Origin of the sequence: Gilliamella sp. App2-1, from assembly GCF_001690255.1 — a bacterium.
In the GTDB taxonomy this organism is placed as follows: Bacteria; Pseudomonadota; Gammaproteobacteria; order Enterobacterales; family Orbaceae; genus Gilliamella; species Gilliamella apicola_G.
On sequence record NZ_LZGR01000072.1, the window covers coordinates 1 to 21,898 of the forward strand.

Below are 21,898 nucleotides of genomic sequence, written 5' to 3' on the forward strand. Positions count from 1 at the left end.
TTAATTGTAATTTATTTATTATGATAAGTTTAATTTTGCTTTGATAAATATGAATGAGATTGAATAATATTACTATTTATATTGATAAATGAGAAAGTGTTGCATGCAACGAGCTAAATAAAAATACTTTAATGAAATAAAAAAGACCTAAATTTGGAATTTTAGGTCTTTATATAATATTTTTGTCATCTATTGACCTTCGTTATAAATCTCTATGTTTTCTGACTCTTTACAGGCTGGAGACTTTTTACTTTCACTTCTTTTTTGTTCTAATAATGACAAATAATTACCATCAATCCCTTCAGTAACATATTTTCCATCAAAAACAGAACACTCTAAATGATGAATGTGTGGATTTTGTGCTGTGATTGAATCAATTAAATCAGATAAGCTTTGAAAAATGAGTTTATCAGCACCAATGTCTTTCGCGATTTCATCAACCGTTCGATTATAAGCAATAAGTTCACCGGCAACAGGCATATCAATACCATAAACATTTGGGTGTCTAATTTCTGGTGCAGCAGACGCTAAATAAACTTTTTTGGCACCAACTGAACGTACCATATCAAGAATTTCTTTTGAGGTTGTGCCTCGCACAATAGAATCATCAACTAATAAGACATTTTTACCTTCAAATTCAATACGGTTAGCATTAAGTTTTCTTCTTACTGACAATTTACGAGCGCTTTGCCCTGGCATGATAAAGGTGCGACCAACATAACGATTTTTAACAAATCCCTGTCGGTAAGGTTTATTTAAAATACTTGCAATTTCAAGCGCAGCATCACATGATGTTTCGGGAATAGGAATGACAACATCAATATCAACATCCTTCCATTCTCTTGCTATTTTCTTCCCTAGTTTTTGCCCCATTAAAACTCGTGATTGATAAACCGATACACCATTCATCAAGGAATCTGGTCTTGCAAAATAAACATACTCAAAAATACATGGATAATTTTGAGGGTTATCGGAACACTGCTGAGAATATAATTGTCCTTCTTGAGTAATATAAATTGCTTCGCCCGGTTGGACATCACGCATAATTTCAAAATCAAGAATATCTAAAGCCACGCTTTCAGATGCAACCATATATTCAATTTTTTGATTTTCAAGCACACGTCTACCTACAACTAAAGGACGAATTCCATACGGATCACGAAAGGCAACAAGACCATGACCAATAATCATCGCAACACAAGCATATGCCCCTTTGATTATATTATGTACATTGTGTATTGCTGTAAAAATGTTATTCGCAGTAAGTGGATAAGTTGGGAATTTGTCGAGTTCATTGGCAAAAATATTAAGCAGTACTTCTGAATCAGAATTAGTGTTGATATGCCTTTTAGCCAGCTCAAACACTTTATTACTCAACTGCTCAGTGTTTGTTAAATTACCATTATGGGCAAGTGCAATTCCGTAAGGTGAATTGACATAAAATGGTTGCGCTTCGGAAGGACTGGAACTACCGGCTGTTGGGTAGCGAATATGACCTATGCCCAAATTACCTTGTAACCGTTGCATGTGATGTTCTTGAAACACATCTTTGACCAATCCATTCGCTTTACGCAAACGAAAGCGATTGTGACTATCGATAGTTACTATACCTGCTGCATCTTGTCCACGATGTTGCAAAACAGTCAATGCATCATAAATAGATTGATTAACAGTACTACATCCTACAATACCAACAACACCACACATACTATGATTACCTCAAATTTATTGTACTAAAAAAGAAGAAGACTGTTGTATATAATCAAAAAACCACCGAATAATAAAATGAAATTGTGGAATTAGCTGTGATTGAGTCCAATATGGTGATTGTGATAAACGCGTAAACGCATCAACAAAAAATAGCACAGCAGCAACAACTAAAATTCCTCGCAGTACGCCAAAACAGATACCTAATATACGATCAACGCCAGATAATCCCGCTTTTTCGATTAATTGACCAATAATATAAGACTCAATTGCACAAATTAATAATGTAGCAATAAAAAGGATAACAGTTGCTACTGCAGTACGTATCATCTCGCTATCAAAATAAGTTAAATAACCAGTAATATAAATATAAAATCGGCTAGATACAAAAAAAGCTAAAATCCAACTAATGAGTGATAATGCTTCTTTTATAAAGCCTCGCACAGTACTAATTATTGCAGAAAAAGCAATCACTCCAATAATTGTAAAATCAACCCAATTCATCATAATAATTCACAATTTTATATTGAAAATATTTTATTTTACTTACTGTTGACAACATAAAACTAATAAAACAACAATTAATTAGTAACAATAATACCTTTTAATTTTGTTAAATTATTTAAGTTAATAATGATTTGTTCTGCTTGCTCTTTTTTAGCATAAGGGCCAACCTGTAACTTAATTAGCTGATTAGGTTCGGGATTCTGAGGTATTGTTCTAACGCTATAATTATTTAGTCTTAATAATGCAACTAGCTCTTCTATTTTTTGCCTATTTTTTAATGCTGTAAGCTGGATCATATAGAGTTTAGAATCTTGTTGTAAATTTGACGATTTAGATGTTGTTATTTTGATATCGTCATCATCAATAATATCAGGTGAAACTAATACACTTGGATTTTGATCTAAATCAGGTATGTAAGGAAAATCTGTTATATTATTAGTGAAATTGTCTTCATCACTATTCAATGATGATACTGGCTGATTTTGCTGAGTAACAACTTCTGGTTGCAATATAGGCGTTGTTGATGTTCGTAAATTAGACTTATCTGTTATGACTAATGGTGCAATTGCTGCGATAATAAGCAATAAGGTAGCAAAACCGACAAGACGATTTCTTATTCTATCTTGAATTTTAGGTTTAATTTGTTGATTATTCGTCATGTTTAATTTCGCTTAACAGTCAGTTTCAGCTAAAACAGCAGATACGGTCTGGAATGAACCACATACTACAATAATATCATCGTCTTTAGCATCTTGTATTGCTTTATTATAAGCATTAGAAACTGAATCAAATGTAGATACATCAATCTCTGCATTATCATTCAATAAGTGTTGTTTTAATACTTCTGCACTACAACCTCGTTCACCATAAAGTGAAGCACAATACCATTTGTCCCCCTTTAAGATGGATAAGGTACTTTTAATATCTTTATCTTTAAGCATCCCAACGACAAATCTAACTTTACCAACATTCAAATATTCGGCTTTGAGTTTTTCCAATTGTTGCTTTAAATAAGCTGCTGCATGCGAATTATGTGCTACATCAACGATCACAAGTGGCGATCTTCGAATAATTTGAAAACGACCAGCCAAATTGGATTTTGACAAACCTTTAGTTATTTCATCTTGCGTTATTTCAAGAGATGAATAACTTAGGGCTGCAATTGCGGTTGCAGCATTAGGTAAAGGAACATTAGCAATAGGTAGATTGTTATACTGCTTTATTGTCGATTCGAACGCCCATAGATCTTTGTTAACTTGTTGATAATAAAAATCTAAATTCACAGCATAAACAGGACAGCCAACAGATTTAGCCACATTTAAAATAGATGCAGGTATTTCTGGTTCGCCCACAATAGCAATACTTTTAGATTTAAAAATACCTGCTTTTTCACGCCCTATACTTTCACGGGTATCACCTAAATAATCAACATGATCAATACCAATAGTGGTAATTACTGCCACATCAGCATCAACGATATTGGTTGCATCTAGGCGGCCACCAAGTCCAACTTCTAAGATAACAACATCTAACTTTGCTTGTTTAAATTGATAAAGTGCAGCAAGTGTTGCATATTCAAAATAAGTAAGCGATATTTCACCTCTAGCTTTTTCTATTTCCACAAAAGCTTTTACGGTATCTTGTTCATTCGATTCTTGATTATTAATACGTACCCGTTCAGTAAAACGTAATAAATGAGGAGAACTATAAACGCCGACTTGCAAATCTGCTTCAAGCAATATCATTTCAAGCGTTCGGCACGTTGTTCCTTTGCCATTGGTACCCGAAACGGTAAAAATATAAGATGCTGGTTGTAATAACTCAAGACGCCGAGCAACAGTCTTTACTCGTTCTAAACCTAAGTCGATGGTTATAGGATGTAATTGCTCTAAATAACAAAGCCATGTCTTTAAATCTGACATGGCATTTGGTTGTTGGTTTTGCATACTCAATTAAACTGTCTCGTTAAGATTCACATCATTAAACGGATCAGGTAGTTTCATTAATTTTGTTATTAAACTAGCTATCTTAGGACGCATATCTTTACGATGAATAATCATATCTATTGCGCCTTTTTCAAGTAAAAACTCACTACGTTGAAACCCTTCTGGCAATGTTTCACGCACAGTTTGTTGAATCACGCGTGGTCCAGCAAAACCAATTAATGCTTTAGGTTCAGCAATATTAATATCGCCCAGCATTGCTAAACTTGCTGATACCCCCCCCATGGTTGGATCAGTCATTACTGAAATATAAGGCAAACCTTCATCTTGCATTTTAGCAAGGATAGCACTGGTTTTTGCCATTTGCATTAACGAAAATAACGCTTCTTGCATTCGTGCGCCCCCGCTTGTTGAAAAACAAATTAAAGGACATTTATCAGCAATGGCTTGCTCTGCGGCACGAGTGAATAGTGCTCCAACAACAGAAGACATTGAACCACCAATAAACGCAAACTCAAAACAAGCTACAACTACAGGAATGCCAAGTAGTGTTCCTTTCATTACAACCATTGCTTCTTTTTCATGAGTCTCTTTTTGAGCAGCCGTTAAACGATCTTTGTATTTTTTAGTATCTTTAAATTTTAAGATATCTTTAGGCATAAGATCTGTACCAATTTCAACATCCGAACCCTCGTCTAAAAATCGGTATAAACGCACTCGGGCAGGAATATGCATGTGGTGGTCGCATTTTGGACAAACCGCTAAATTAAGATCAAGTTCAGCTTGGTAAAGGACTTGATCACAGTGGCTACATTTTGTCCAAACACCGCCTGGAATATTCGCCTTTTTATGCTCTGACGATATATTATTTTTACTAAGAATTTTTTCAATCCAGCTCATTATGATTCTCGCATTCTGGCACTTTTTACAAATTGGTTACTATTGTACAATACTTTACACTAATTCTTAATAGCTGTTTTTATTTTTATCTTATTTTGTAAGTAATTTTTCCAAAAAGTCACGATATTTAAATATACAATTTGAAGATAAACTCTGTATCAAAGCCCAAATTAAAAACACTAAACATGAAAATAGCTAATTAAAAAAATATCATTTATATTTAAAAATATAATTAATATGATCTTAACAAATTATTGATATATAATTGGTAAAAGTTTATTTTCCATTTTTGAGATAAGGGGTTATAGATGGACAAGGAAAAAGCAACTGCACCATCGTTTCAAGATGTACTCGAATATATTCGTTTATCACGTCGTTTAAATAAATTAAAACGTGAAATATCAGATAACGAGAAGAAAATTCGAGACAACCAAAAACGAGTGTTACTACTTGAAAACTTAAGCGAGTATATTAAACCAGATATGACTTACGAAGAGCTTCAAGCGATTATTGCTAATATGAAAAGCGATTATGATGACCGTGTTGATGATTATATTATCAAAAACGCCGAAATATCTAAAGAGCGCCGCGAAATTAGCAAAAAAATGCGTAGCTATCGAACTAATTAACATCGATTATTTTATAAACAGCGTCCGTTTTTATTGTGGACGCTATTTTTATAGATCTAAGTCAGCCTCCTGCTAATTTTACTTTAAATCCTTTATCTTCTAGCAATGACTTTAATAAATCGCGTTTATCACCTTGAATTTCAATGATGCCATCTTTAACCGAACCACCACAACCACAGCGTTTTTTCAAGTCTGCGGCTAACTGTAGTAATTGAGCATCATCCATATCAAGTCCGGTAATAACACAAACGCCTTTACCTTTACGGCCAGATGTTTGTCGTTGAATCCGAATAATACCATCCCCTTTAGGACGTGAGATAACTGTTTCAGTAGGCTTAATTCGACCTTTATCGGTTGAATAAACAAGTGGATTATCTGACATAATGTAATTAACTCTTACTTAAATTAAGTGTTGCTAAAATTGCTTGTAATGCCCTAGCAGGTTCTTCAGATTGAGTAATTGGGCGTCCAATAACTAAATAATCAGAACCTGCCGCTTGAGCTCGTTGAGGTGTCATAATACGACGTTGATCATCAGGATTAGCACCTGCAGGCCTAATGCCAGGAGTCACCAATTTAAAATCACTGCCCAAGCGTGTTCTAAAGCTTTGTACTTCTTTAGCTGAACATACCACGCCATCAAGCCCGCAGTTTTTAGCAAGTATTGCTAATCTAGAGGCTTGTTCTAAAGGCGATACGTTGATACCGATTTCTTGAAGATCAGTTGATTCCATACTGGTTAATACTGTCACAGCGATCAAAATTGGCGCATCTTTACCATAAGAATAAAGTGCATCTTTAGCTGCTGTCATCATGCGTGAGCCACCGCTAGCGTGAACATTAGTCATCCAAACACCTAGGTCAGCAGCTGCGGCAACTGCTTTTGCAACAGTATTTGGAATATCATGAAATTTAAGATCTAAAAAAACATCAAAACCTTTTTGCATAATCTGTTTAATAAAATCAGGTCCTGTATGCGTAAAAAGCTCTTTACCGATTTTAAGACGGCAATCTTTGGGATCAACTTGATCAATAAAATTCCATGCTGATTTAACATCCGCAAAATCAACTGCAACAATAATTGGTGATGCCATAACTCATTTATTCCTTTTAATCAAAATTTTTAGTTATTTTTCCTAAAGAATTCATTTACATTAAAAAATTTAATTTCGATGAACAACTTTGCGCCAAGAAAAAATAACAAACAACTTAATAGAAAGCTCAATAATTAAATTATCACTCATTATTTTTGACCCGTCAAAAGTACTTGGATAAGTAAGCACTGATCTGTGTTTACGTAAATCAAGGCTTTCTATTTTATACTGCTTAAATAGCATTTTTTAACATATGGCGCAACACTTTGTATTAAAGAATCACTTGCTGAAAACACTTTATCATTACTTGTTAATACACTGCATTAGCCTATGGTGTAGCTCTATATCCTTTTGTATTTTTTTGCTCATCATATCGTATGGGCTAGATTTCTAGCTTATTGTAAGTGATAGGGTCAAAAGGTTTTTATAAATTGGAACTGATTTCACAACCTTCTTTATTTGTTATTGTTTCAACTTTTAATTTTCTTTTATCTCTTCACGTTTGGCTATTACTAATTTAGAAGTTTTATTTGCGGTAATAGGTAATACAATATCGATCTGCTAAGCAAGGGGGAAGTTGTTTTTTGTGTTATTGCATATTCTTGAGCTTTTTTAAACCGCAAGCGCATTATTAAACAAATCGGTATGATACGCTTGCTGACAACAAAAAATATCACCCATATATCAGTAAACCAAATTCAATAGATAAAGAATCCACTACATCCCTTGTTACTTTAACGTATACTTTCCTGAAGCTTATTTCCAAAACTCTTTATAAACTACTTAACTGTTTGTTTCACTAATTAATTCGGATTGAGCAAGTACATTATAAACAATAAGTTCCTTATTCAACCCGGTAATCGTTAACAGCTGACGCCTTGCTTGCAACCATAAATGATAAAGCGCAAAAATCTTTTCATTACTTTTAGTTGCAAGTAGCCGAACTAATGGAACCTGATCACGATTAACAATAAAACGCCCGACTTTTTGCTTCGCTTTTAGCGCATCGCTTAACAAGGCACAAAACCAAACAATTCGTTCAATGAAGTCTTCATTATCAAAAATTTTAGCTAGCTGCCAATAATTATTTTGTGGTACCAGTTCTAATAGATACTCACAAAATGCTTTTCGCTGTTGCCACTTTTCTGGCACTAATAGTGCAAACGCTTTTAGCGGCGCATTTTCACTCAATAATAACGCCGAGGCAAGCTCATTATCGCTATATTGCTGATTGTATTTTTTTTTTAACCATTCAATAGACTGTTCCAATTTAGGAATAGGTAAAAAATAAGAAAAACAACGGCTATGAATGGTTGCTAATAATTGGCTGTTATGCTCATCACTTAAAATAAAATAGGTATTTTCTGGCGGTTCTTCTAACGTTTTTAGTAATGCATTGGCGGCAGCTTCGGTCATTAAAGCTGCGCGTTTTATCCAAATGACTTTATTGCCACCTTGCTGGGATTTTTCGTAAACCTTGCTTGATATATGACGTATTTGATCAATACCTATTGACTGTTTACCTTGTTCATTGGTTATCACATAATAATCAGGATGATGGTGAGATAAAAACAATTGGCAACTATGGCATTTTAAGCACGGTTCCAGTTGTTGGGCAGATTGGCATAATAACCGATTTGCTAGTTTTGAAATAAGTTCATCTTCACCACTGCCTTGAACATAATTAATTAATAAAGCATGATGAGTCCGTTTATGCATAATTCCAGCTGCTAGTTGCTGATAAGGTAAGCAAAGCCAAGGATAGTCATTTAAGATCATTTAATATTAACCTGTTTTGTTAACCATGTTGTTAAAATTTGTTCAATTTGTCTAGTCACATTGTCGAGTGATTTTGCGGCATTTATAGTCATGATGGTATTATCTTGCTTGGCAAGCTCTAAATAGCGTTGACGAACTCGTTCAAAAAATGGCAATGATTGCTGTTCAATGCGATCAAGTTCACCTCGAGAGCGTGCACGCATTAAACCCATTTCAGGATCGATATCTAAATATAAAGTAAGATCAGGTTTAAAATGACCTAACACGTGTTCTTTTAATGTCGTCATAAGGGCTTTATCTAACTGGCGTCCACCACCTTGATAAGCTTGCGTCGATAAGTCATGGCGATCGCCAATCACCCATTTACCTACTTTAAGTGCTGGTTTAATCACATTATCAATCAGCTGAATACGTGCAGCATATAACATCAGCAATTCGGCTTTATCAGTCAAAGGCTCGTTATCTAAACCATTTTTAATAATATGGCGTAATGCTTCAGCAATCGGCGTTCCACCCGGCTCACGTGTAAATTGCAAATCGCCAATATCGTGTTGATTTAAAATGCGAGCAACGGTATTAATAGCCGTTGTTTTGCCTGCCCCTTCAAGCCCTTCGATGACAATAAATTTGCCTGCCATACTAAATTCCTAAACTATTTATGATAAACCTGTGTTAAATATTGCACTATTGTACGCTATTTTTGCCAATTATTTTAGCCAGCATTATTAATGCTTTCTTTCAGTTTCACATTACAATAAATAAAAAAATGCCTTTAGGGTTTTAATTAATTGATTATACGTTGTTTTCATATAAAGACTTTATTAAAAAACAATTAAGATAATGACTACCTCATTTTAAATGTTTAATGAAACAATAGAATAATTAATAAAAAATGTCAGAAATACCATTGATTTTATTTAATTTTTTATATTTAGTATCAATTAATCTATTATGTATCAGTAAAAATATGACGGACAAATAAAATATATATTTAATGACCTAATGACTTACATATAGGTAAAAGATTCGTTTATCACTTTCATTTTAATTTGTTCGACGGTTTATCCCTGTGGGTACAGGGAACACACAAACTAAATCAGGGCGAACAAATGTACGCCCGGTTTATCCCTGTGGGTACAGGGAACACATTTACAATGGAATAATATAACTTATTTTACACGGTTTATCCCTGTGGGTACAGGGAACACTCTAAACATAGCTATTTGTTTTATTTAGAGTTATATCGACTGGTAAATTCTACCAGATTTTTTTAATTTTTAAAGAACTCTAACTTATTAATTTTTAATAGGTAAAAAAGAAACTAACCGTAGCCCATCCAATTCTACCGGAACTCTTCTGTTGGTACCATAGGTTTGGAAGTCAAATCCGGATTCGGTATTCGTTGCCCAAGCAAGTACGACATTGCCTTCTTCTGCTAATTCAATTATCTGCTGCCATATCATTTCTCTAATTGGTCTGGATATATCACCAATATAAACTCCCGCTCTAACTTCTAGCAACCAAATGGCTAAACGACCTCTTAATCTGGGCGGTACATTTTCGGTCACAACCACACACATACTCATAATTAGTGACTCCTAAAGCCAGTATCGGCAAGCGATTTAGGTTCAGGAATAGCTGGAGGCTGAACATCGTCAGGTGGTAATGGCGGTTCAATTCCTCCGGCTGATAAGACATCTTCAATCAATGGGATTAATTTAGATAATGTTTTTTGACTTCTAAAAATTTCACGGCATGCAATACGTACTTCACGATCGGGATCAGGGATTTTTTTAGCGGCTATTTCAAATGCTTTGGGCACAACCGTATCAAATTTAATAATATCTGCTATGTCATAAACAAAAGAGAGTGGCTTTCCGCTATGCACAAAACCAATCGCTGGCGCATAGCCGGCAGCCAGAACTGCAGCTTCAGTGATACCATATAAGCAAGATGTTGCGGCACTAATGCACTGATTGACTTTATCACCTTTTTCCCAATCTTTAGGGTCATACTTTCGACCATGCCATTTCACATGATAGCGTTTAGCTAGCAATGAATAGGTTTCGCGTACGCGTGCCCCTTCTATACCTCTGAGCTGATCAACCGAGCGTCTAGTTGGTGCCGGTTCGCCAAAACGAAGTTCAAACATCTTTTTGACGACTTTTAAACGTAAATCATCATCTAACGCTAATTTTGCTTGATAAAGCAGCTTATCCGATCGCGCACCACCGGGCTGTCCAGATGAATACATTCGAACGCCGGCTTCACCAACCCAAACTAGCAATGTTCCTACCGTTGCAGCTAATTTGACAGCTGCATGAGAGACTCTTGTGCCGGGTTCCAACATAATACAAGCAATAGAACCCACGGGAATATGGGTTCTAACGCCTGTTTTATCAATCAGAACAAATGCACCATCTAACACATCAATTTGTCCATATTGTAAAAATATCATCGATGTTCTATTTTTGAGTGGAATAGGATTAAGTGGAACATATACCATTTTAGTTTCCCTATTGATAGCGTTTGATCAAGAATAAGCCACAACCAAACCCTTTACTTTTACCAATTCCTTGATAGAGCGTATCTGAAAAAAGTTCAGGATGCGTGACCGTTAAAATCCCTTGAAAATCAACACTACTAAAAGTAATAGGTTTAGCATCTGCTTTCTTTTTAAATCGATGTTGATAATAACCAATAATATTACATTTAGGTTGTTGCCCTGTCCTTTGCATAAGTGAAAATCCTCTTTTTTCACCTTGATTAACTAACCAATTTAATGCGGCTTGATTCTGTAAAACGTTTATCTCTATTGACGATGATTGCCCTTGCTGTTTTGCCAAAAATTTGGCATTCATCATCACATCACTGCGTTTACCATTTTTAAAAATAATAGGATTAGCACGCAGTGAAAACATTAATTTCATTCCGGTGGTTAATTGTGGGGCATAGGGCTTTGTTTCAACAACAAATAGTTGATGATCTTTTATCGGTGCAACCTCAGATAACAGATAGTAGTATCTACTTTGTCTTGTTGCTTCTTCGCGAAACAAGAATGTCCGTTTTTCTTGATTAGGGAACAGTTGCCATAACCATTGATGAATCGCATATTGACCAGCATACTGCATCTTTTGCTGCATGACGTAAGGGAGCCGATCTAGTTTTAGGGTAACTCGAGAAAAATACATCTATTTGCTCCTTTTTAAATATCCTGAATATTGCAGGCGTGGTTCAAAATACCAACAATTACGCTTTATTGGTTGATCTTGCCGACGCTGAATTTTTATTATCTCAAAATCGGCATCTTGATCTTTATGTTCCCAATAATACTCATCAGCAATACTGTTTAACAAATCACTAATGACAGGATCGCGTTGATGATATTGTTGATAATGTTTATCCGCAAAAATAAACGCATCACAAAGCGTTCCTTCATAGAGAACAGGCGATAAAGGCAGTGCCAATGGCGAGTTTTTTCTACCTACATATAATGGAAAAACTGGCGTTAATAATGCTTGTTGTATTTGCTGCACGCCGTACGGAGCACCTTTGGTTTCTGTCATCACAATTTGATAATAAATGTCGTTATAATATTCACGCTGTGAAAGTAGGGTTTCTAATTCATTAGGATTGCGACGAATCTCATCAAAACGAGTATATAATAACTGCTTTTTATTTGCTTTGGGGACTTGGACGGTTTGAAAATCTCTAAACCAACTGCTCTTTGCTTTAAATGGGCGTATCGCAAATTGATAATGCTGATTAAAAATATCGAGTTTATTATCTTCACGCCGAATACCTAATGCCGCCGCAACTAGCCCTAATAAAGCTGAGCGTGAAGGTATATCGTTGCTATGGCGAACCTCGCCAATAGCAGGTTCACCCCATGATGTTAATGGCGCATAAATTTGAAAAATAAGATGTTTTATCACCTTGGCTGCTCCTTATTTTTGTGCAACAAAATCTAGTGCAGCAGTTAAGGTTCCTTCACATTTTTCAGTATTGAGCACGTAACGGCTATCAGCACATTGACCATACACTTTATCAAATTTATCAAGCTGTTGTTCTAAACGCGCAATCGCATCATTAACCATATCGTCGCTACGAATTGGATTAAAATAAGCAACCGCTAACGAGCGAGGTTGCTGAGCACCTTTTTCAATCAATAAGTAAGAAGTATAAGCCCGTGATGCAAAACTATTTTGCATACCGGTTGGTGCCACTTTAGCCGCAGCTTCGGTTAAGGCTTTTAATGTTTTTTCAACCAACGCCTCATCGCCATTTAGATTGTCTAGCAATAAGTCACGGCTAATACAGATGTAAGTATAAAACAGGGCTGAAGCAAAACCGCGTTCACCTAAATGCCCTGAGCCGGCATCTTCCTCATTCTTATTTAAATCATCCACTGCGGTAAAAAAGTCATCTTCAATAGTGACGGTACTAACTCCTAAAGCATGAGAGACTTGGCAGGCAGCTTCAACATCAAATGCCGGGCTATCGGCTAACATTCGTCCAAATAAAGCAATATCAACACTACTATTTTCTTTGCGAAGTAATTTAACTTCTGCATCGGTCGGCTCACGATTTTCATTAATTAATACTTTCACTAATTGATTAATAAGTTGCTTTTCATTGCTACTAATATGCACCAATTGTTCAATTTCCAAATTATCCAGTGGATCTTTGGGGGATTTTTCATTTTTTAATTTACCAAATTGTGCAGCAATTTTGATGGCACTCGCTTTCGCAATTTTTTCAGCAATGCCTTGATCTAGCATATTTTTATAAACCCAATCTCGCGCAAATCGACGCGAACGTATACCTATATTGTCACTTAATGATTGATAAAAGTAATCCGAGGTTCGCCATGCTCTTTTTAAACTTTGCGATGAAATGCGTAATCGATCAGTGTTGCCCATTTTGGCCGTTTTTGGTCGACCAAGATCATCACGATTCAAATTAGATGGCGCATAAGCAGTCAATAAGTGTAATTGAATAAATGTTGTCATTGTTGTTATTCCTTTGGTAATTTTTTAGTCGAATAGTAATCCATCGCCCAACGAACTGAAAGGCGTTCAAATGGATTGATTTCTGGAGATAAATTTTGTGCTCGATTATGCTGCTCTTGCACCCACAAAAAGATGCCATCAGCAAGTGAAAAAAGGTTTACACCGAGTTCACCACGTAATTTGATGGCACGAATTAATCGTCGACAAAACTCTTCAGGTGTTTCACTGGCTTGTAATTGCTCAAATCGCAAAGGAGACAGAATATTACGCTCTCCACCTTTTACCTTTTCGCTTAATTGTGCAGCAAAGGGGGCTTTCTCATTATTAGCACGAGCAAAAGCAGCAACTGCAACAAATATTGCTAATGCCTGCTGATGAACAGGGGTTGGGGTTAATCGGTGAGTATCGTTAAATAGTGCGTTGGCTAAACAAAAATACCCTTCATATAACATGACCCCAAAAGGTAATGTCGCTCGACGTAATTCAGCTTGTAATTTTCGCCCATTATGGGTGCCTCCATTAAAAGGATATAACCTTTGTTGCAGCATTGAAAACCATTCATTAATACATTTTTTGTGGCTTTCATTTAATATAATTGTCTTTTTCATAAGATTGTTTGACATATTTTCTCCCTATCCACAAACAAGGCTATTTGGTATTTTTTATCTTTTTGATATATTTAAGTTTATTAAAATCAGTAAGTAACTTTTCTCTAGCACTGATTTTTTGGGATGCAACCCACTTTTTATCACGGTAAGCAGATGCAATAAACTTTTCATCAGGGTTAGCAAACGCTGCTTTATCATAGATTTGAGTGATATAATTTCGTAAAGTATTTGCCCAATTTGATAACAAATGGAATCGACCATCTGGATTATCTTTTTGATCAATAATTTGTTTTACAAATTGATAAAATGCCGGTTCTGTTTCTTTCCAATACGCAATATCTAATACACTTGATTGTTTATTGATTGTTGCCATAGCTTTACGTAGTATGGGTAAAGATTCCTTACTTAATTCTAATGCCAGTGCAATAAGCTCTTCTACATCACTGTCAGGATCGGCTAAAGCAGGATATACAGGGAAAGTATGTTCATACCAGCAACGTGCTTTCATATTGTCAAAATCATAACCAAAGCACCATAAGCGATATTTTTTGTCGCCTTTTAGCCTACGTACTTCATTGATGATGGTCACTTTTGCGGCTTCAACATTATCATGCTTTGTTACCATACCAAGCCAATCGCGATAAACTAAACCGCCAGGTTGACCTTTAATGGCTAACGGTTCGCCCGTTTTGTTATCAATTCGGTATGGCGTTAAAGGATGTCGCCAATGTTGATATTGAATACCGTAATTTTTTGTTTGATATTGGGTAATTAATTGTGACGAGGTTTCGCCACACAGATCACATTCCCCTTGCTGGGTCTGTTCAAAATCAAGTTCAATTCGTCGTGGCATTCCCCAAAAAGCTTGGCAATAATTAGCTTGCTCAGGAAGTAAACTTAGATTCTTCGGTGGTTCACTGGTTTTGGTAGTATTGAGCCATGGAAAAACAGATTCATCATATTGGCGTGGTTTATCATCATCTAATGGTATTACGTTTAACCACAATTTTTTCCATAATGGTGTTGGTTGATTCAGTTCAGGCATAATCAACGTTGTTATCGGTCCACCACCACGTAAACTCACTCGATGTCCTTGACCGCCTGAGGGTGCATTAGTTTGTAAAGTAAATAGTGCCATTGCTGCACAATGTGGGCAAATTGCCTTGACAAAATCACGTTTGATAAAGTGGTCGGTGTTTTTCTTTAATGCGTTTTCACCTGGTGCTTCAACTAATAAACCCGATATTGGTAAAGCATTGCCATCTAATTTCGTGAAATCCTGCATAAAGGCAGGTTTATTTGCGCCAAATTGCATAGCCGATTTAACTTGGTCAAATGCTTCATCTAAATCAGATTGCGAAATGCCATCATCCCAATAGTCAATCCACTCATCATTATCTTCTGGAGAAAAAGTGGTTTGCAATAAACCAATAAGAAACTGGTAAGCAGCACCTTGAAAATCAGATCTAAAATAGGCTAAATCGGAAATAGTTTCATCAGCGATTTGGCTAGGTTTAATCTTACTAACATGACCATCAAAATGGATAACTGGAATCCATTTTTCGTCTAAAAGCGAGAAAGAAGACAAACTATACTCCTTATTTATAATGTTAATACAAACAGAACTTTAGCTGTTCCGCTTATCGGTTTTAACTTAAATTATTTATGCGGTCGGCAGGCTTGTTTATTGATTTCAATAGTTAAACAATAAGATCGAGTTTCTTGCTCATCTATTTTCTGTTTGATTTCAATAGCCCAAGCTTTTTTACAAAATTGGCTACTTTTTGCATTGCTCTTTGTAAATGAATAAAATACTTTATAAAATTTAAAGTTAATCCTCTATAAATACTAATATATATAAATTAGCCATTGAGTATATGAGCAATGTATATGTATATCAAGAACCTTAAATCAAGTAGTACTAATTTTAACTTCGCGCACTTTGTGCGAAGCATCACAATAACAAAAGCCTATATCATGCCTACCATAAAATAGCGACACAAAGCGGATTAGCCATTATAATAATGAAGTGAAAGCTCTAACCCAATCAAACATTACTAGCATAAACCATAATGCAACCTAGAGAGATTTATGAATCAACAAAATAACAACAATTACCTTAATGCTGTTCAAGCCGATATAAAGCGCCCTTTTATTATTGCTATCATACATAAATTAGTCCCTTTTTCAATGATTTGGGTAAGCTTAGTGTTAATGTATGGAGTGATCTGTATGTACACTAATGCCGTTGGACAAGATGAATTTTATCGTTTTATCTTCTTTTTGCGTAGTCCTGTTGTTATCGTGCTTAATTGTGTTGCGTTATTGATTACCCTTTTCCATTCAATAAGTTGGTACAATTCTGTTGCTAAAACGATATTTTCATCCCGGACAGATAAAAAATCACTAACCTATTTACTCATTGTAGGGTTGTGGCTGATAACCATGTCTGTATCAGCTTATTTACTATTATTTATTTTAAAATAAGTGGTATTTGATCAATGAAAAATCAACAAATTCAAACTAAAAGCAGTAATGGGAAAATCGTAAAAGGACTATTTGCTTTAGGTAGCACTTGGGCGGCTATTTTTTCACCTGTCGTGCTGGTAATAATGGCTTATATTATTCCTTTTGGCGATGCGGCAACACGTTCTTATATTCTTAAAATAGCCAATACAGAAATCGGCAAAGTATTTTTATGTTTGATGATTTCATTGCCTATCTGGTGTGGATTACAACAAATTTTAGCTATTTTACACGAACATAAAATCCATCCAAAACGAGAAAAGTTACTTACTTTTAGTTTAGCATTAGCATGGACAATACATGCTATTTATATACTGTTCATTCAAACATAGCTAGCATGTTTGTTTTGGGAAATACAAAGAGCGTTATATAAAAAAAATAACGCTCTTTGTATCTTTGAAAACTAATAATAAGTAAGTTCTCGTATAATGTTAGTTTGTTTATTATTTTTAACTTTACTTGCCGTAATCCAATCGTTTTTTTCGTTAAAAGTTAAAAATTTAGTTACATAATGTGCCGCATCTTTGCCTGCCGATAAATAAGAAATTTCTATGGTACTTAATCGATGATGATCGTTATCATATTGATACGAAAAATCACTCTCATTTTTCATATTATTGCTAAATTGATACAACACTTGAGCTAACTGCTGTGCTTGATACCCAAACGTATAGGTTGAAGCCCCTTTTTGGTCTGCACCAGTATATTTACCACTCTTATCAATTTCTTTAAGCTGCCATTGTACATTTTTATTGATAAGGCAATTATTACTGTCATACAGGTAATTATCGGTTTCAAAAAAAACAAAATCGACAGCTTTTTTAGTCTGCTGTGATATTACAATCTTGCCTTGTTCGTCGGTATTAAATTGGATAATGCTATTGGTTTTATCTTCTACATCTTCAATGATATTTATCCAACTGGATTTATTTTTTTGTAAGTGTTCAGAATAAATTCGTTTTTTTTTATTTGAGTAAAGATCATAATGGCTTTGTATAATAAGTCCATTAGGGTCATATTCTAGCGAGTGTTTAGCTGTCGACATAGCATCATTCCCCAATTGGGTGGTTGAGGTTCTAACCTCTTGCTTGATACCTTTTACGGGTGAATCAATATAATTGAGGATTTGAAAAATATAGTTATTTGCTTCAACTATATTTTGAGTAGAATTATCACTGCAAGTTAACGCTATAGCATTTATTGAAATGAGTGATAAACAGGGTGTTAATAAAAAAGGGAGTATTCGTTTTTGCATAATGAACCTGTTAAATAGATTGGTATATTGAATTATTAACAATGGGTTATAATAAAAGCTATTATTAACCTATTGTTTTGTATATTCATTTTTTTCGCATTAATAGAGCATCGTTCCAGTTGATCTTACTGTCGTCCTTCTTAGCTTGCTGCTGATCTTGTTGAGTATGATCTTTATGAACAAATTTTTCAGCTTTGTCTGCATGTATCAATGTTTTATTTGCTTTGCGAGGTGGTTTATCTAAAAATGAAAGCAATGCCTTAGTATATTCGTGTTCAGGAGAATAAAAGATCTTTTCACGCGAACCTTGTTCAATAATGTTACCTTCTTTCATAACAACAACCTGATGACACATAGAGTAAACCAACGCTAAATCATGGCTAATAAACAAATAGCTAAGTTTATGTTTTTCTTGTAACGACTTGAGTAAATTAATAATTTGTTTTTGCGTAGTATGATCTAATGATGAAGTAGGCTCATCTAAAATTAATAATTCTGGCTGTAAAATTAAGGCTCGAGCAATAGCTATTCGCTGGCGTTGCCCACCCGAAAACTCGGTTGGATAGCGATAACGCATATCTGGAGCAAGACCAACTTCGTGCATAATATTAATGACTTCTTGCTCCCGTCGAGCTTTACTAAATTTTTTGTGCGTCATTAAACCTTCACTAATAATTTGCTCAACATTAAAACGTGGATTAAGTGATGAAAACGGATCTTGAAACACAACTTGCATACGACTTCGAAACGGCAACAGCTTTTTACCAGTTAAATTTTGTATTGGATAACTATCAAATACAATATCGCCCTGTGATTTAACCAAGCGCAAAACAGCTAGCGCAATAGTGCTTTTCCCCGACCCTGATTCACCCACAATTCCGACTGTTTCACCTTGATGCACAGCAAAACCAATGTTATTGACAATAACCTTCTTGTGGCTGCTAAACAAACCTTTTTTGGCAACCACTTCAACACCAAGGTGATTAACATTAAGTAATATCCCTGATGTATTAGGTAATGGTACAGGATTGCCACCGGGCTCTGAATTTAATAGTGTTTGAGTATATTCATGTTCTGGACGTAAAAAGATACGCTGCTTATTATTATATTCAACAATTTTGCCTTGTTGCATAACCGCCACTTTATCGGCTAGCTTTTTCACAATATTAAGATTATGCGAAATAAATAGCATGCTCATATTCAGTTCTCTCTTCAACTCTTTTAATAACTGAATAATTTGTGCCTGCACTGACACATCTAAAGCGGTGGTGGGTTCGTCTGCTATCAATAATTTAGGATGAGTTAAAATGGCCATCGCGATCATAACACGCTGCCTTTCACCACCTGATAGCTGGTGAGGGTAAGCCGACAATTTACTTTTTGGTTCTTTAATGCCTACGCGATCAAGATATTGCAAAATTTCACTACGAGCAACATTTCGACGCATGCCACGATGTAACGCCAGAACTTCATAAAGCTGTTTCTCAACCGTATGTAAAGGATTTAATGACACCATCGGTTCTTGGAAGATCATACTAATTTGATTGCCACGTACTTTACAAAGTTGTTTGTCTGACGCATGTAATAAAGATTTTTCTTCAAACCAAATGTCGCCAGTTGGATAAACTACTTGCTCTTTACGTAACAACCGCAGGATAGACAAAGCAGTAACACTTTTACCTGAACCTGACTCACCAACTAGAGCCAAAGTCTCTTGTTCATGAATATCAAAGCTGATATTACTCACAACTTGAGATATCTTTTGTGCGCTACATTTAAAAGCAATACTTAAATCCTGAACGGATAATAAAGGAGAACTCATCGATACGCTCCTTTGTTTGGATCGAATGCATCCCTCACTGCTTCACCAATAAAAATGAGTAGTGAAAGCAAAGTTGCAATAATTAAAAATGAACTGAGACCAAGCCAAGGAGCTTGTAAATTATTTTTACCTTGTAGCAACAGGCGACCTAAAGAGGGCGAATCAATCGGTAAACCAAAGCCCAAAAAATCTAGCGATGTTAAAGTGGTAATTGATCCACAAAGAATAAAAGGTAAAAAAGTTAATGTTGCTACCATCGCATTGGGCAAAATGTGACGAAATATAATTTTACTATCACTAACTCCCATTGCTTTCGCCGCGCGGATATAATCAAAATTACGAGTACGTAAAAATTCAGTACGTACAATTCCAGCTAACCCCATCCAACCAAACAAAACAGTAATGCCCAGCAACCACCAAAAATCAAGTGGCAAAATGCTGGCTAATAAAATAATCACAAATAAACCCGGCAAACCACACCAAATTTCAATAAATCGCTGCCCTATCAAGTCTACTGTTCCACCATAATAACCTTGAATTGCACCAATGATGACACCAATAACAGAGGTAAACAATGTCAAAAAAATCGCAAAAAACATCGAAATACGAAAACCATATAAGATATTGGCCAGTACATCAAAACCCGCATCCGTAGTCCCTAACCAATGCGTTACCGAAGGCGGAGTTGGAAAGGTGTTTGGCGTATCATAGATTAATGTACTATAACTATAGCGAAACGGCGGCCATATAATCCAGCCATTCGCTTCTATTTTTTCTTGTACGGCAGGATCAAGGTAATTGGTTTGTGTTTCAAATTGTCCTCCAAATTCCGTTTCGGGATAACAATGAAAAATCGGTAAATAGTAATTATCCTGATATTTAATAAAAATGGGCCTATCGTTAACAATAAAATCAGCAAATAGGCTAATCACAAAAAAAATCGAAAATAACCAGAGTGAATAATATCCACGGCGATTATGTTTAAATCGTTGCCAACGTTGCTGATTAATAGAAGAGTTGCTGGTCATTAATTGTGCGCCTCAAAGTCAATACGTGGATCAATCATCATATAAGATAAATCGGATAACAGTTTAGTAATAAGCCCTATTAATGTAAAAATGTACAGAGATCCAAAAATGACAGGATAATCACGTTGAATAATTGCCTCATAACCCAATAAACCAAGCCCATTAAGCGAAAAAATAATTTCAATTAGCAACGAACCCGTAAATAAAATACCAACAAAAGCAGCCGGAAAACCCGATACAATCAGTAACGTGGCATTACGAAAAACATGTTTATACATAATTTTTCTTTCGCTTAATCCTTTAGCACGTGCGGTTATGACATACTGTTTACGGATTTCATCTAAAAATGAATTCTTAGTCAACATGGTAAGTGATGCAAAACCGCCAATGACCATTGCAATAGTAGGTAAACAAATATGCCATGCGTAATCTTTCACTTTGCCTAAAAAATCAAGTTGATCAAAATGATTCGAAATAAGTCCACGGAGTGGAAAAACATCCCAATAACTTCCACCAGCAAATAGCACAATTAACAACACTGCTAATAAAAAAGGCGGTATGGCATAGCCAATAATAATTAAGGTACTTGACCAAAAATCAAATACCGTACCATCTTTTACTGCTTTGCGAATACCTAAAGGAATTGAGATTAGGTAAACAATTAACGTACTCCATAATCCCAATGAAATTGAAACAGGTAAACTTTTGGCAATCAAGCCCAATACCGATTCACTTTTAAAAAAACTGTTACCAAAATCAAATAATATGTATTTCTTTAGCGTTTCGATATAACGTTCAAATAGGGGTTTATCAAAACCATACTGCTTTTCAATCATCGCAACAACTTGCGGATCAAGCCCTCGTGATCCACGATAGTGCGACTCATTTTTATACTGTTGTACTGATGTAGATATACCGCCACTCCCCGGCAATAGCCCTTGCCCTGTTTGCGGTCCATTTTCAATTATAGCAAGCGCCTGATCGACAGGTCCACCGGGTGCCACTTGCACAATAAAAAAATTGATAGTTAAAATCACAAACAAGGTTGGAACAATCAGTAACAATCGACGAATAAGGTAATTGAGCAT

The 21,898-nt window shown here is 35.4% G+C and carries 23 protein-coding genes; 3 read left to right on the forward strand and 20 right to left on the reverse strand.

From position 1 onward, the window contains the following. Nucleotides 1-189: 189 nt before the first annotated feature. From purF to accD, 5 genes are all read right to left on the reverse strand, one after another. Nucleotides 190-1,707, reverse strand: coding sequence for an amidophosphoribosyltransferase (gene purF, locus A9G22_RS09770; RefSeq protein ID WP_065585726.1), 1,518 nt, complete (start codon nucleotides 1,705-1,707; stop codon nucleotides 190-192). Between the two features lie 18 nt (nucleotides 1,708-1,725). Further along, a complete protein-coding gene (locus A9G22_RS09775) occupies nucleotides 1,726-2,211 on the reverse strand; it encodes a CvpA family protein (RefSeq protein WP_065585770.1) in 486 nt (161 codons plus the stop codon). 77 nt (nucleotides 2,212-2,288) lie between these two features. Next, nucleotides 2,289-2,873, reverse strand: coding sequence for an SPOR domain-containing protein (locus A9G22_RS09780; RefSeq protein ID WP_075508797.1), 585 nt, complete (start codon nucleotides 2,871-2,873; stop codon nucleotides 2,289-2,291). Between the two features lie 12 nt (nucleotides 2,874-2,885). Beyond that, nucleotides 2,886-4,160: a bifunctional tetrahydrofolate synthase/dihydrofolate synthase gene (gene folC, locus A9G22_RS09785; RefSeq protein ID WP_075508798.1), complete on the reverse strand. Its 1,275-nt coding sequence runs from the start codon at nucleotides 4,158-4,160 to the stop codon at nucleotides 2,886-2,888. Nucleotides 4,161-4,166: 6 nt separating this feature from the next. After that, nucleotides 4,167-5,057 (reverse strand): acetyl-CoA carboxylase, carboxyltransferase subunit beta, encoded by an 891-nt coding sequence (gene accD / locus A9G22_RS09790; protein ID WP_065585723.1) that lies wholly within the window; start codon nucleotides 5,055-5,057, stop codon nucleotides 4,167-4,169. A 308-nt stretch (nucleotides 5,058-5,365) separates the two neighbouring features. Between accD and tmaR the strand changes: the two genes are divergently transcribed. Beyond that, nucleotides 5,366-5,686, forward strand: coding sequence for a PTS system regulator TmaR (gene tmaR / locus A9G22_RS09795; protein WP_065585722.1), 321 nt, complete (start codon nucleotides 5,366-5,368; stop codon nucleotides 5,684-5,686). Nucleotides 5,687-5,747: 61 nt separating this feature from the next. On the opposite strand, the gene yciH is transcribed toward tmaR, so the two are convergent. From yciH to casA, 11 genes are all read right to left on the reverse strand, one after another. Next, on the reverse strand, nucleotides 5,748-6,071 hold the full coding sequence (yciH, locus tag A9G22_RS09800) for a stress response translation initiation inhibitor YciH (protein ID WP_176700265.1): 324 nt from the start codon (nucleotides 6,069-6,071) through the stop codon (nucleotides 5,748-5,750). Between the two features lie 4 nt (nucleotides 6,072-6,075). Continuing rightward, entirely contained in the window at nucleotides 6,076-6,780 is a 705-nt protein-coding gene (gene pyrF / locus A9G22_RS09805) for an orotidine-5'-phosphate decarboxylase (protein ID WP_065585720.1), read from the reverse strand. Nucleotides 6,781-7,563: 783 nt separating this feature from the next. Further along, complete coding sequence (holB, locus tag A9G22_RS09810) at nucleotides 7,564-8,559, reverse strand: DNA polymerase III subunit delta' (protein ID WP_065585719.1); 996 nt, start codon at nucleotides 8,557-8,559, stop codon at nucleotides 7,564-7,566. Next, nucleotides 8,556-9,197 (reverse strand): dTMP kinase, encoded by a 642-nt coding sequence (tmk, locus tag A9G22_RS09815; RefSeq protein WP_065585718.1) that lies wholly within the window; start codon nucleotides 9,195-9,197, stop codon nucleotides 8,556-8,558. Before tmk ends, holB begins: the two co-directional genes overlap by 4 nt. A 657-nt stretch (nucleotides 9,198-9,854) precedes the next feature. After that, complete coding sequence (gene cas2e / locus A9G22_RS09820; protein ID WP_065585717.1) at nucleotides 9,855-10,145, reverse strand: type I-E CRISPR-associated endoribonuclease Cas2e; 291 nt, start codon at nucleotides 10,143-10,145, stop codon at nucleotides 9,855-9,857. A gap of 2 nt (nucleotides 10,146-10,147) precedes the next feature. Beyond that, nucleotides 10,148-11,065 (reverse strand): type I-E CRISPR-associated endonuclease Cas1e, encoded by a 918-nt coding sequence (cas1e, locus tag A9G22_RS09825; RefSeq protein ID WP_065585716.1) that lies wholly within the window; start codon nucleotides 11,063-11,065, stop codon nucleotides 10,148-10,150. A gap of 10 nt (nucleotides 11,066-11,075) precedes the next feature. Continuing rightward, the gene (cas6e, locus tag A9G22_RS09830; protein ID WP_065585715.1) at nucleotides 11,076-11,750 is read right to left on the reverse strand and encodes a type I-E CRISPR-associated protein Cas6/Cse3/CasE; all 675 of its coding nucleotides are present in this window, start codon (nucleotides 11,748-11,750) and stop codon (nucleotides 11,076-11,078) included. After that, a complete protein-coding gene (cas5e, locus tag A9G22_RS09835; protein WP_075508799.1) occupies nucleotides 11,751-12,494 on the reverse strand; it encodes a type I-E CRISPR-associated protein Cas5/CasD in 744 nt (247 codons plus the stop codon). It abuts the gene before it with no gap. Between the two features lie 12 nt (nucleotides 12,495-12,506). Beyond that, nucleotides 12,507-13,571: a type I-E CRISPR-associated protein Cas7/Cse4/CasC gene (gene cas7e, locus A9G22_RS09840; protein WP_075508800.1), complete on the reverse strand. Its 1,065-nt coding sequence runs from the start codon at nucleotides 13,569-13,571 to the stop codon at nucleotides 12,507-12,509. Nucleotides 13,572-13,576: 5 nt separating this feature from the next. Further along, nucleotides 13,577-14,194 (reverse strand): type I-E CRISPR-associated protein Cse2/CasB, encoded by a 618-nt coding sequence (gene casB / locus A9G22_RS09845; RefSeq protein ID WP_075508801.1) that lies wholly within the window; start codon nucleotides 14,192-14,194, stop codon nucleotides 13,577-13,579. Between the two features lie 25 nt (nucleotides 14,195-14,219). Next, nucleotides 14,220-15,767, reverse strand: a complete 1,548-nt coding sequence (casA, locus tag A9G22_RS09850) for a type I-E CRISPR-associated protein Cse1/CasA (RefSeq protein ID WP_075508802.1) — start codon at nucleotides 15,765-15,767, stop codon at nucleotides 14,220-14,222. A gap of 503 nt (nucleotides 15,768-16,270) precedes the next feature. Here casA and A9G22_RS09855 point away from each other — a divergent pair. Next, on the forward strand, nucleotides 16,271-16,666 hold the full coding sequence (locus tag A9G22_RS09855; RefSeq protein WP_075508803.1) for a hypothetical protein: 396 nt from the start codon (nucleotides 16,271-16,273) through the stop codon (nucleotides 16,664-16,666). 14 nt (nucleotides 16,667-16,680) lie between these two features. Further along, complete coding sequence (gene frdD, locus A9G22_RS09860) at nucleotides 16,681-17,037, forward strand: fumarate reductase subunit FrdD (RefSeq protein ID WP_075508804.1); 357 nt, start codon at nucleotides 16,681-16,683, stop codon at nucleotides 17,035-17,037. Between the two features lie 71 nt (nucleotides 17,038-17,108). Here the strand turns inward: frdD and A9G22_RS09865 are convergent, their stop codons facing one another. The 4 genes from A9G22_RS09865 to A9G22_RS09880 all read right to left on the reverse strand — a co-directional run bounded on the left by A9G22_RS09865 (nucleotide 17,109) and on the right by A9G22_RS09880 (nucleotide 21,898). Next, nucleotides 17,109-17,960, reverse strand: coding sequence for a hypothetical protein (locus A9G22_RS09865; RefSeq protein ID WP_075508805.1), 852 nt, complete (start codon nucleotides 17,958-17,960; stop codon nucleotides 17,109-17,111). Nucleotides 17,961-18,045: 85 nt separating this feature from the next. After that, a complete protein-coding gene (gene yejF / locus A9G22_RS09870; protein ID WP_075508806.1) occupies nucleotides 18,046-19,782 on the reverse strand; it encodes a microcin C ABC transporter ATP-binding protein YejF in 1,737 nt (578 codons plus the stop codon). Further along, nucleotides 19,779-20,810 (reverse strand): ABC transporter permease, encoded by a 1,032-nt coding sequence (locus tag A9G22_RS09875; RefSeq protein WP_075508807.1) that lies wholly within the window; start codon nucleotides 20,808-20,810, stop codon nucleotides 19,779-19,781. Before A9G22_RS09875 ends, yejF begins: the two co-directional genes overlap by 4 nt. Further along, on the reverse strand, nucleotides 20,810-21,898 hold the full coding sequence (locus A9G22_RS09880; RefSeq protein WP_065585705.1) for a microcin C ABC transporter permease YejB: 1,089 nt from the start codon (nucleotides 21,896-21,898) through the stop codon (nucleotides 20,810-20,812). The genes A9G22_RS09875 and A9G22_RS09880 overlap by 1 nt, the downstream gene beginning before the upstream one ends.